Genomic DNA, 12,150 nt, shown 5'->3' on the forward strand with positions numbered 1-12,150 from the left:
TTTCCTTTATGTAAACGCTATTGCCTGCATGGGGTACTCTTGCCATTCAAGCAAAGCGTTCATTATAGCAAATTTCTGGGCATTTTTTAAATCTTGTGGCTTTAAGGCGGTCTCGCAAATTCTTCCCTCCTGAAGCCACCGCGCACGGGCTGTTCCCTTTAAAAGAGGGGTCTTTGGTGTGCACCATTTATCCCCAATCAACAAAGCGATGTTGGCGATGCTTGTGTCGGTTAAATACCCCTTACATGTAAAGAGAACCTCATCAGTGCCCGCAGCTTCTTTGGCTGCATCTATCCATCCCCTTTGAACATATTTATACCCATATGCATGGGATGTCTCGACGAGTTTAAAAGTACGAAATTCCCGAGGAACCAAAGGGGAGTATTCCACGCAAAGCACTTCTTTTGCATAGGTAATTTTACACCGGCAGGCAGGCAGGGGTGGGGTGATTAACGAAGCCAAATCCAACCGCGTCTCCACTCCAAAAAGCACTCTAGAGGTGGCCCAAAAACGGGCATTGTGAAAGCCTACATGTAAAGGCTTGTGCTCGCGAATTAGCAGGGTTTCAAAGCAAGGGGACATAGATTTTATCGACCATCTCTTGGTGCTCTTTGTGCGCGTCACTGAGCAAGGTGATACCCCCGCCACTTTTATACACAAACCCTTTTTCTTCTTTTTCAACAAACCGAATCATCACCGCCGAATCCACCGTTTCTCCATCATAAATCCCAAAAATACCCGTAAAATACCCCCGCGCATACCCCTCTACTTCTTGAATGATTTCTACCGTTTTTTTCTTGGGCGTTCCTGTAATGGAGCCCGCTGGAAGCAAGGTGCAAAATAACGACCCAAGGGTTTCGTGCCAATGCTCAGGCAATGCGCCGCAAATGTGCGAACTCGCCTGCAAAAGTCGCTTGCCTCCCGCTTGTATCTCTTCAAGGTAGCGAAACCGTTTTACATGTACGCGGGATGCCACCCTTGAGAGGTCATTGCGCAGCAAATCCACTACCATGACATGCTCGGCTTTTTCTTTTTCATCTTCTAGCAATTGCCTCCTTGCCTCTGGCACGCTCGCGTCTATCGTCCCTTTCATGGGGAATGTGTGGATTGTGTTGTCTGCTATTTTCACAAAACGCTCAGGGGAAAAGCAGACGAACTGGTCTTTTAATAAACACCGAAAGGGAGCATGGGAAGCATAAAAAAGGTGTTCAAGTTCCAACGGTGTTTCAAGAACACTCTTACATGTAAGGTTCAGTAAATACGTATTTCCACTGCGAATCTCTTCTTGAACGCGCGCGTGCATCAACGCGTATGCTTCAAAAGAAGGGGGTTTTTTTACAAGCGCAGCTGGCAGATTGAGCACAGTTGGAGCAGGAGGGAAAAATCCGCGCCCCTCAAGCGTGTACCACACCGCACCGCTTGGCGTGTTAAGAGGCTCGATATGCCACAGGCTTTGGTCGAAACTGACCATGAAAAAACAAGGGGTTTTTAGGGCGCCGTAAGCATTAAGGGCGTGTTCAAAAGAGGAATGTTGCGCGTTACATGTAAGCACTTAAATCCCCTTTGTGTGTTTGGCAGATTTTAACATAAGCGCGCTTACATTTTATTAACACATCTTTGCTATAATCCCACTCATCCTAGCCTAAAGCGACTGCGCATGTTTGAAAAATTTGTCCGTTTTTTTATCGAAAATTCACGTCTTAATTACACCTTATTTGCCCTCATTTGTGTGGTGGGTGTGTGGTCTTACAACAAAACACCCAAGGAGATTTTTCCCTCTTTTGAGTTAGATGTTGTGCGCATTAGCGGCGCGTATTCGGGCACCAGTATTGACATTTTAGACAACGTTGTCGTGCGCGAGATAGAAGACGAGGTTAAAAGCATCGAAGGGGTCAAAGAGATGACCACTGTCGTATCACCGGGTCGCTTTTCTATCGTTTTAGAACTTCAAAAAGGTACAAACAAGTACGAAACATCCGACAAAGTCAAAGATGCCATCGATTCAGTAAAGAACAATTTTCCTAGCGACATGAATGACCCGCGCGTCAGCATCGCGGCAACCAATCAGCGGGTCGCAAGGGTCTCGCTCTCTTCTGAGACACTTTCACGGGGCGACATCGTCGAAGCAGCCAAAGAGATTAAATCAAAACTCCTTACCATTCCTGATATTTCAGAAATCAGTATTTACGGTGATTCTGATTTGTACTTTAACATACGCCTCAATGAGGCTAAAATTCACAGCTATGGGCTCACTAAAGAAGGGGTGATTAGTGCACTGTCTAATATTTCGTACATTTTCCCCATTGGCAAAATCGAAGACCCTTCGCGCCACGCTTTTCTCTCCACCTACAATGGCCAAAAAACAGCCCAACTGATGCAAAATACCCTTATTGCTGTTGAAGGGAAGCGTCTTTTTCTCTCCGATATTGCTTACGTAGAACGGCGCCACGAAGACGCATCTACCCTCGCCTCTTTTAATGGCAACACTTCCATTACACTCTCTCTTGACCAACTAGACACGGGCGATGCCTTACAAATTGTCGGTGAACTCAAAAAACGTCTTGTTAGCCTACAGCGTGATTATAAAGACCTCATCTTTACCTTGCACGATGACCGAAGCGACCGTGTTCGCGACCGCCTTAATATCGTTATTTCCAACATCCTTCTTGCTATTTTTCTAGTAGGAAGCATGATTGCCGTGCTTATCAATCGCCGCGTTGCGCTCATTGTTACCATTGGTATTCCTACTTCTTTTGTTATGGCAGCTGTTTATTTTTATCTTTTTGGCTACACCATCAACATGATTTCCCTTACGGGTGTACTCATCGCACTGGGGATTGTGGTGGATGATGCCATTGTTGTGGCCGAGGCCATTCAGCAACGTATCGAGGCCGGTGTGCCGCCTCGCATTGCGGCAGTCGAAGGGGTTAAAGAGGTGGCAACTCCCATCTTTTTTGCTTCTCTTACCACGCTATTTGCCTTTATTCCTGCCTTGATGATTTCAGGAACACTTGGGATGATTATCCAACTCATTCCCATTGCCCTTTCTTCACTCTTGGTGGCTTCATTGATTGAATCTTACCTCTTTTTACCCATTCATGCTGCAGATGTTCTCTCGCCTAAGGCTAAGGTGCTCTCTTGGGAAAAGGCCAATCGTCTCTACCAAAGCCTAATCCATTTTGTCATGCGATGGCGCAAAAGCTTTATCGGGCTCTTTTTTGTGGTGGTTCCTGTGCTGATTTACCTTCAAATTACCGATGCAAAGTTTCAAATGTTTCCCCGCTTTGATGCTAGCACCACCTCTATCAACATCAAAGCTAACGTCAACACAAAAATCGAAGACTCTTTTGCCATTGTGCAACAGATTGAGCGTGATCTTATGAAAAAGAAAGCGGACTTTCACATTTCAAGTATTGCAAGTGTAGCGGGTTCGCGGCTGGATTCTGACCGAAACCGCGAGAACTATCCTTATGTGATGAGCATGACCATTGAGCTTGACAAGCTCAAGCCCATGAATGTTATCGACAAATACATTACCCCTTATTTGAGTTTTTATTATGACCCAGAGGGCCGAACAAGGGAACTTTCCTCGGGCCAAATCTCAAAACAAATTCGTCAATTTATCGAAAATCAAAATTACAAAGAGCGCTTTAACCTTGAAGAAATTGCCGTAGCAGAAAGCCGCGTAGGGCCCATTCGCTCGGACGTTAAAATCGGTATTATTTCCAATAACAACGCATTGGTGCTCGAGGCCATTGATACCCTCAAAAAAGCAATTTTAGAAGTGGGTGGCGTGACAGATTTGGCCGATTCCATTAGTCTTGGTGCAGATGAAATCAAACTCAAAGTTACCCCCTACGGAGAACAATTGGGCGTAACTGAGGGGCTTATCGGTAAAACCCTCTCAAACCTCTATCTTTCGCGCAAGGTGGCTACCGCCCTTGATGATGACCATTTGTTAGAAATCAAAATCGAAAGTGCCACCAAAGATGATTTTTCACTCTTAGAAAAAAGTAACATCACGTTGCCTGATGGCAGAACTGTACGGCTAAAAGATGTCGTAGAATTTCACGTTAATAAATCTTTTGAAAAGGTCATTAAAGATTTCGGTGAACGCACCTTTTTTGTCTATGTGACTCTTGATCGTAGCCAGATTTTAGCCACACAGATGCTTGAACGCATTAAGCCCGTTACGGACAAACTCGCCCAAACAGAAGGAATGACTCTTCGGTTTTTTGGCGAAAAACAGCGCAATGACGAGTTGCGTCAAGACATGACCGCAGCCACCTTGCTCGCTCTTACGCTCATCATGCTCTCCATGCTTTTTATGTTTAACTCTTTTAAAGACACCTTTATCGTCATGTCAGTTATCCCTTTTTCACTGCTTGGCGTTCTAGGCGGGCACACCATTATGGGTATGACCCTTTCCATGACTTCTCTCATTGGCGCCCTTGGTCTTGCGGGCGTTGTCATTAATAATGGTATCATTATGATGACCTATATTCGTCAGAGCAAGAACATGGAGGAGTTATTTGACCAAGCCACCAAACGCTTGCGTCCTATTTTGCTTACATCCATTACCACACTCATTGGCCTAGCAAGCCTTATCTTTTTTCCCACAGGACAGGCGGTTATCTTTCAACCTCTTGCTGTGGCGCTTGGGTTTGGGCTTGCATGGGGAACGGTATTAAACTTGCTGTATGTCCCTGCCTTGTATGCATTATTGCATCGCCGCCGCTTTGCAAGTTATACAGGAGAAGAGACACATCAAACAAAGGAGAATTCATGAAACTTGTATTAACCACTTTGGCGTTGGGCTCTATATTGGTTTTTTCAGGATGTACACCTGCTACCCACAGTGCTCAAAGCGTAGGACAAATCGAACAAGTCCACTACGGACGTGTTGTTAGTGTGCGTGGCGTTACTGTAAGCGATTCGGGTGCTGGCACCCTAGGAGGTGCTGTTCTTGGCGGGCTTGCAGGAAGTGCTATTGGGAGCGGGCGGGGCAACACCCTTGCTATCGTTGGTGGCGCACTAGCAGGAGGTGCTGTGGGCAATCAAATGAACCAATCTGCAGGCCAAGAACTGACCATTTTACTTGAAAGTGGCGAAGAAATCGTTACTGTCGTAAACAATAAAAATACTGCCTTTTCCTTCCGCACAGGCGATGAAGTGGCTTTGCGCATTCGCAACGGCCAAATCACTGCTATTAACGTACGCTAAAGGGTTTCAAAATCCACTTCCACCTCATCAATAAGATGGGGTGGAAGGTGGGTTTTTGCATACTCAAGATACAGCCCTGATGTGTAAAAAAACTTCACCAGCTCTTTATCTAATTCATTATCTTTGGCCATAAAATAAAGAATTCTCATGGCTGAGGAAAGAGAATTGGCTTTTTTGTAAGGCCTATCCGCAGCTGTTAATGCCTCAAAAATATCCGCTATCGCCAGCATGCGTGCCTCAAAGCTTATTTCATCGCCCTTGAGTCCCTGAGGATAACCTTTTCCACTAATTTTTTCATGATGATTGGCTGAAATCTGCGGCACTTCTTTGTATTTTTTAGGAAAAGGAAGTTTTGTAAGAATATCCAATGTAATGCTTGCGTGGTCATTAATAATGTCACGTTCCTCTTGTGTAAGGGTTCCCCTTTGCACACTTAAATGCTTTGCTTCATCCTCACTTAGTATTTTGTAAGGCACCCCCGCAATCACAAAAGGCTCTCTTGCTAAACGCCAAATAGCCTCCATCTGATGGCTAGAAACACACTCCATCCCAAGATTGGCACCTTTTAGTAACCCCAGTATTTGCATGCATTCTTGCACTTTGATTTCTCTTTCAGATAAAGAAATCTCCCCTTTAAGATAGGCAATTTCACAACGAAGCTCCAACGCCTTAAGACGCTCCTCCACAAGAGCAATACGATCAAAAATACCCTCCAGCTTTGTCTGCTTGTCAAGAACATACTCAGGAGTAGCCAGTTTTCCAATATCATGCATCAATGCAGCAAAATGAAGCTGTTTTAAACCCTGGTGGTCATAGGCTTTAGAAGGAAAAGTTTTTTCGTCTTGATGTACCTTTTTGGCAAACATCATAGTCATCTCTACCATGCGCTCAATGTGCCCTGCCGTGTAAGGAGACTTCATTTTGATGGTATAAATAATACTTTTTAGAAACCCTTCAAGCAACGCCTCCAAATCACCAATCAACATGGTATTTGTCAGCGCAACAGCAGCTTGCGACGCCAAAGAAAGTCCAATGTCTGCATCTTCTGCGCTAAATACACCCTCTTCTTTCTCTTGGTTTTTATTTAACAATTGCAACACACCGATAATTTCATTCTCATGATTTCTTAAAGGAAGCACCAACATAGAGCGGGAGCGGTAACCTGTATTGGCATCAAAACGCTTCGTACCCTCAAAATTAAACCCTTCGGCTTCGTACACATCAGGAATGGAAATAGGCTCGCCCCTTAGGGCACAAGTTACAGCAACCATTGTAGTATTTGGCGTGCCATCTTCTTGATACAAAGGCAAGGAAGACCACGCAATAGGCTCACCTAACCCTCCCATGCGAATCCCTAAAGAGTCTGTTTGAACAACTTTAAAATGCAACGCCTCTTCCTGCAAAAGATACAGCGTTCCCCCATCAGCATGGGTGATTTTTTTGGCTTGGGCAACAATCATTTCCAAAAGAGACTCAATCTGATTTTGCGCCGAAAGTGCCGCGCCGATACTATTGAGAATTCTTATTTTATCGGTCACTTCTTCTTTTGGAATCAATGCACCCGAAGCATACTTTAGCACTTCTCCGCCTTTTAAAATAGCCGTAACACAAGAAAGACGCTCAAGCTCTTGGGAGATTTCTTGGGCATAGGCGGGCTTAAGGTGATAAACGTAACACAAAAGATTGGCGCGCTTAAGGCGCCTGAAGCCTTGCGCTAATGCGTGCGGGGAAAAATGCTTGCTGAGCTGAGCCACCCCACCAAGATTACTGGGAAACGAAACATCCACAATGAATGCCTTTACATGTAAAGCCTTGTTAAGGTACTCCCAAAGCCCCTCGTGGTCTGCTGTGTCACCCGTGAAAAAAATCCCGCTCCCCTCTTTGGTCACCTCATACCCACAACAAGGAACGGTATGATTGGCCAAAATAGGTGTAAGAATGTAGCCATCTATTTCGTAAGCAACATTGGGTACAATCGGTACAAATTCTACAGCAGGCAGATCAACCTTAAGTAGTTTTAACGAACTAAAATCAGGCCAAATTTCCCCATTAAAAAGGTGCTCTTTGATAGCATCCAATGTTTTTTGAAGGCCATAAAAACGCAAAGGTTTTGTCCGTTTGGCAAAAAAATTATCGACGATAAACGCCCCATCAATAAGGTGGTCTAAGTGAGAATGGGTAAAGAAAATATGGTCTACATGTAAAGCTTCTTCTCCCAAGGCTTCCAAAATGTTTCCCGCATCAATGACGATGTGTTTTGAGACTTGCAAGCACGTGGTCGCAATGCCTCCCTTGCTTCGCCCCCCATGGGCTCCCAAAATGCGTAAACCGTCCATATTATCCCTTTGTTTTATGCTCAAAGATGCCATCAAACTCCCCTTGCGGAGGGTTTTCCATCAAATGTTCGCATCGGTCTATATACAGCGCGCACACCGTTGGGTTTGCCGAGCATGCAAGGAGTGTTTCAAACCCCGCTTTAGCCTGCGCAAACGCCCCTTGGCGGTACTGCGCCATCGCCGCATGGTATAACTCCAGCTCTTCTTCAAGCTCTTTGGGTGTACATGTAAACAAATACTCCCCCTCTAGCCCCTCTTTAAAATCATGCACTTGCCAGATTTCCACTGCCTCTTTCTTCCCTTTTACGCGCACCTTATCCAGCAAACGCAAGTAGTACGCTTTCTCCAAACGCTCCTTGGTAAACTGCGAAATCTGGCACGTGCTTCCATAATACTTACACAATGACTCAATCCGCGCGCCCAAGTTAATGGCATCCCCAATGGCCGTGTAATCACTTCTTGAGCTTGAGCCCATTTCCCCCACAATCGCAGGGCCAGAATTCAACCCAATGCCAATAGCCACAGGCTCCACACCCATGTTTTTAGCCATGGTTACACACGCCTCAAAACGGGGGTCTTGTTTCATTTTTGCATTAAGCTCCTTAAGAGCGTGCAGCTGCTCTAGTGCAGAACCAACCGCCACATCCGCATGGTCTGGGACGCTGTTTGGCGCGTTCCAGTAGGCCATGATGGCATCCCCCATGAATTTATCTACCGTGCCCTTACGTTTGATGATGATGTCTGTCATGGGATCCATGAGTTCATTCATAAACGCAATCAGGACTTTAGGGCTTGGCATGGATTCGGAAATATTGGTGAAGTTGCGCACATCCGAGAAAAAAACGGTGATCTCCCTCTCATGGGCGGCAAACACATCTCCTTTGTTTTTAATGAGGTCTTCCATGACAGCCGAAGAAACCTTGGCGGCAAATTTCTTCTTAATCTGCTCTTTTTGACGGCTTTCAAGAAAAAAGTTAAGCCCAAACCCCACCAGCAAAAGAACACTAAAAGCACTCAAAGGCAAAATAGTAGCAAGCAAAACACCCTTGAAGGCTAGCAACCAAAAGTGCGTTCCAAGCAGAGCAAAAATTACACCCCCAAACCCCAAGAACGCCACCCAAACAAAGGGTTGAATTAGCAGTGCGAACCCCACAACAAGCACGCCCACAAAGGTTAAAATATCTACCCCTTGCGCCCAAGAGGGCTTGGAAAAGAAACTGCCATTTAAGAGGTTGTCAATAGCATTGGCGTGCACTTCCACGCCCGGATACACACTATCAAAGGGAGTAGAGCGCAAGTCCAACAACCCCGCCGCAGAGGTTCCCACTAAAACAATCGCCCCCTCAATGCCTTGTGCTTTTCCCTCAACCACATCAAGGGCGCTAATGTAACGGTAGGTAAAAGAAGGGCCATGGTACCCCACCATCATCCGCCCAAGCGCGTCTGTGGTAATCGCCCTTTCTCCAAGCCCAACCCCCACAATCCCCTGCGGATTGTACTGCACCTCAAGGCGCTTTAACCCCAAAGCCAAGCGCACCATCTCTAGGCTAAGTGCGGGGTAAAGTACGCCTTGGTATTCCATCACCAAAGGAATGCTCCGCACGACCCCATCCTCATCAGGAACGGTATTAAAATACCCTGTGGTATAGGCTGCTTCTTCAAGGATGGGAAGGTTTAAAATGGCACGATGGGGGCGAAAAAGCGTTACATGTAAGGGTTTTTGACGCTCAACAATCAGTGCTGTGTGCTTGGGTACATCGTGGGGCTCTATGCCATCTTTTTGCATGGCAAACACGTAGCCAGGCACGGTGGGCGTAGCGCTGATGACATCGGCTAGCATCCCATCATAATCTGGCGCATTTTCGTACTCTACGCCCAGCTGCGAGAGCACACGGGCGGGCGAACTAGCATCAGGCTCGGCAAAAACAATGTCCAGCCCCACAATGCCCGCACCCATCGCCGCGAGGTTATTTAGCAGGTGTGCGACGACATTGCGACTCCATGGCCACTGCCCCAGCGCCTTTAGGCTACGCTCATCAATGTCCACAATCACAATGCGCTCATCGTGCGCCACAGGACCACGGGCTTGAAGCATGGTGTCGTTGACTTTTAACTCAAAAGGCTCCAACACTCCTACGCGCCAAAAGAAAAAAAATCCCGCCCCAATGCAAAGGGTTACAAACCCATGAAGCAGGATTTTTTGCATAGACTAAAAGCCCCACACCACGCTAGCGGTTGTGGTAACTTTGTCATAATCAAAAGGGGCGTGGTTGGAGCTGTTTTCTACATAGCTTGCATTAAGACCAACGGAGAGGGTTTTTGAAACCGCGTAACTTAACCGCACGCCAAACTCGTCTCTGGTGTCTTTACGCTTGGTGAGAAAAGTCGCATCCGTATCGCTATAACGTGTTTGCGTTTGCAAGTAGCTCAAGGTTCCTTGAACACCGTAGGGCAAGACGCGTGAGAGTTCTACTCCGTAGCGCCATTTTGCCGCTTCCACATCCGTTCTTGGGCTATGGCGTTCGTCGTCTTTGGTGTACCCAGCCCGCAATGCAACCATCCACGGATTTTCTGGCACAAACACCTTGCGCAACACCCCATCAAAAATATGGGAAGTGCTATCTTGGAGCTTATTTTGGCTGTACGAAGAACGGCGCAAGGTGTAGCTTCCCTCGCCTTGCAACGTAGGGTCAAAAAGGTAGCTTCCCTTTACCCCAAGGCTTGGAGCGCTCATGTACCCTTTGCCATCTATATACACTTTATCAAACCCGACAGGAAACGCTACGCTATAGCGTCCTTCTTTAAAGGTAGGTGCCGTGCTTAGAGAAAAAAGCGCGAGGTTGTTTTCTGTCGTGTGGCGGTGAAGCTTACTGTAAAATACCCCACTTTGCTCCATGCTCCACCCTCCGCGAAGCCCCATGTCGTAGCTGTGATTGAGCACTGCCGTGGCAAAAGCAAAGCTATCGCTTTTTTTGGCACCCCCCTCAAGGAGAAGCCCACCAAAGGCAGGGATAATAAACTCTCTCTTGCCAATGTCGTTATTAATGTTAGTATCGTATCCCACACCCAAAACAACAGCCCCACTCACACGGTGTTTTTCCATCGCTCCATCGACGCGCGCTTTAAAGGCAAGCACTACTTCGCGGATGTTACTCGGCAAGGTCGCTCCAAGGACACGCTCCAGCTCCGCACTCGCCAACTCTAGCTGTCCAGTTTCAAAGTAAACCCGCGCCATTTCAAGGCGAGTTCTTGCATGAGAGGGGTCAAGCATCAAGACCCGCTCAAAGGCGGCTAGGGCCTCATCGTACCGCTTGGTTTCAAGGGCGCTGTGGCCCAAGAGAAAATTATATTCAGGACTCTGAGGGGTTTGCACAACCAAAAGGCCAAAAGCATGGTAAGCCTCTTCGTAGGCTTTAGCATCGTAAAACCCTTTAGCCTCTTCCACGTTAGCACCATAAAGCACCCCACACACGCACAACGCCACTAAGCTAAGTTTTGTTTTCATGGGCGCACCGCCTTAAAGACGCCAATAGCTGTTTTATCTTGGGCTCCAGCCTTAAAAGAGCCGCCCAGTGCCTCAGCATTAGGACCATAAAAAGACCCTTGGAGCTCAGACAATGCATCATCAGCAAAGGCATTGTTGATTTTTATTGGCCCTGAGCCAGAAAAAGCCCCGGTTGCCAAGTCCACCGTTCCGCTTATTGCATCCAGTTTCCACACTTCTGGCGTAGTTTCATTGGTTTGAAATTGGATATAGCTAGAGGAATCAAGAAGTGTTCCAGAACCAAAGTTAAAAACTAAAGAAACAGTGTTGTTTGTCGTGGCATTAATCCCCGCGTATGTATCTGTGTCGCTATCGTAAACATAGCCGATGCTTTTTCCTGTGTAAGTGTAAGGATTTGAATTTAAGTTTAAGCTGCCTATGTTTGTCGTAGGGCTTGGTCCCGCCACCCAAAAACCCAACACGGGTTCCGTGATAGCGTCCCCTCCTCCGTCCTCATGCACTATCTGCCAATACCCCCAGGAAACATAGTCATTGGTCACGGTGTTTTCGGACTGTAGCCATCCATTAGCATGGGCGTTAAATCCAAGGATGCTAAAACGGTTAAGGTTAAAATACGACATTGTAGTGGAAACACTGCTTCGTTCTAAATCAATAGGTGGCTCGGACTCGACATCAATAATCGAACCATTATTTAGACCATGGTCATTCATCAAAAGGCTCATAGCAGCATCGTGCTTAAAAGAGGTTACTCCTCCGCTCACCTGCACATAGGTTGCAAATCCACTCAAGGTTTGATTAGGGGCGGGTTGATTAGCCGCAAGAGGCGCTGTCCAATAATCAGGCTGTGCATACGCTGTGGTGATTTTCTGACAATTGGGCGATGTACCCACATAGCCCGCACCACAACGACTAGAAGCGCCAATTTGACGCTTAATTTTAGCTAGAGCATTATTCTCCAGGGTTCCATCTAGTGCGCTTTGTGCCAAAGGTGGCAAAGGTGGCGGTCCATCACCAAAAGATGGGCCTTCGTTGCCGCCAGTAGGCGTATCGCCCTCGCCTTGCTCCGCAGGAGCATCATCCACCTCT

General features: G+C 46.7%; 8 protein-coding genes. 2 read left to right on the forward strand and 6 right to left on the reverse strand.

Annotated features, from left to right (window positions below; translation table 11 throughout):
- Positions 1 to 6: 6 nt before the first annotated feature.
- The gene (locus JWV37_RS03925; RefSeq protein WP_205458463.1) at positions 7 to 582 is read right to left on the reverse strand and encodes an aminotransferase class IV; all 576 of its coding nucleotides are present in this window, start codon (positions 580 to 582) and stop codon (positions 7 to 9) included.
- Positions 566 to 1,552, reverse strand: coding sequence for an aminodeoxychorismate synthase component I (locus JWV37_RS03930; protein WP_205458464.1), 987 nt, complete (start codon positions 1,550 to 1,552; stop codon positions 566 to 568). The genes JWV37_RS03925 and JWV37_RS03930 overlap by 17 nt, the downstream gene beginning before the upstream one ends.
- Positions 1,553 to 1,657: 105 nt before the next feature.
- Here JWV37_RS03930 and JWV37_RS03935 point away from each other — a divergent pair, with 105 nt between their 5' ends.
- Positions 1,658 to 4,789, forward strand: coding sequence for an efflux RND transporter permease subunit (locus JWV37_RS03935; protein WP_205458465.1), 3,132 nt, complete (start codon positions 1,658 to 1,660; stop codon positions 4,787 to 4,789).
- Entirely contained in the window at positions 4,786 to 5,223 is a 438-nt protein-coding gene (locus tag JWV37_RS03940) for a glycine zipper 2TM domain-containing protein (RefSeq protein WP_205458466.1), read from the forward strand. Before JWV37_RS03935 ends, JWV37_RS03940 begins: the two co-directional genes overlap by 4 nt.
- On the opposite strand, the gene JWV37_RS03945 is transcribed toward JWV37_RS03940, so the two are convergent.
- The 4 genes from JWV37_RS03945 to JWV37_RS03960 form a co-directional block, all read right to left on the reverse strand.
- Complete coding sequence (locus tag JWV37_RS03945; protein ID WP_205458467.1) at positions 5,220 to 7,559, reverse strand: HD domain-containing phosphohydrolase; 2,340 nt, start codon at positions 7,557 to 7,559, stop codon at positions 5,220 to 5,222. The two genes, JWV37_RS03940 and JWV37_RS03945, sit on opposite strands and share 4 nt — an antisense overlap.
- Position 7,560: 1 nt before the next feature.
- Positions 7,561 to 9,765, reverse strand: a complete 2,205-nt coding sequence (locus JWV37_RS03950) for a CHASE2 domain-containing protein (RefSeq protein WP_205458468.1) — start codon at positions 9,763 to 9,765, stop codon at positions 7,561 to 7,563.
- Between the two features lie 3 nt (positions 9,766 to 9,768).
- Positions 9,769 to 11,064 carry a tetratricopeptide repeat protein gene (locus JWV37_RS03955; RefSeq protein WP_205458469.1) on the reverse strand — a complete coding sequence of 432 codons (1,296 nt, stop codon included), beginning with the start codon at positions 11,062 to 11,064 and terminating at the stop codon, positions 9,769 to 9,771.
- Positions 11,061 to 12,150 (reverse strand): transferrin-binding protein-like solute binding protein (locus JWV37_RS03960; RefSeq protein WP_205458470.1); only part of this gene is annotated, 1,090 nt, incomplete at its 5' end. The genes JWV37_RS03960 and JWV37_RS03955, both read right to left, overlap by 4 nt.

It is taken from the genome of Sulfurospirillum tamanense (genome assembly GCF_016937535.1).
Lineage (GTDB): Bacteria > Campylobacterota > Campylobacteria > Campylobacterales > Campylobacteraceae > Sulfurospirillum_B > Sulfurospirillum_B tamanense.

Bases quoted from the DNA above. Each gene is read 5' to 3' on its own strand.
- JWV37_RS03935 (WP_205458465.1), top strand. From the start codon at position 1,658: ATGTTTGAAAAATTTGTCCGTTTTTTTATCGAAAATTCACGTCTTAAT.
- JWV37_RS03940 (WP_205458466.1), top strand. From the start codon at position 4,786: ATGAAACTTGTATTAACCACTTTGGCGTTGGGCTCTATATTGGTTTTT.
- JWV37_RS03950 (WP_205458468.1), bottom strand. From the start codon at position 9,765: ATGCAAAAAATCCTGCTTCATGGGTTTGTAACCCTTTGCATTGGGGCG.
- JWV37_RS03955 (WP_205458469.1), bottom strand. From the start codon at position 11,064: ATGAAAACAAAACTTAGCTTAGTGGCGTTGTGCGTGTGTGGGGTGCTT.
- JWV37_RS03945 (WP_205458467.1), bottom strand. From the start codon at position 7,559: ATGGACGGTTTACGCATTTTGGGAGCCCATGGGGGGCGAAGCAAGGGA.
- JWV37_RS03925 (WP_205458463.1), bottom strand. From the start codon at position 582: ATGTCCCCTTGCTTTGAAACCCTGCTAATTCGCGAGCACAAGCCTTTA.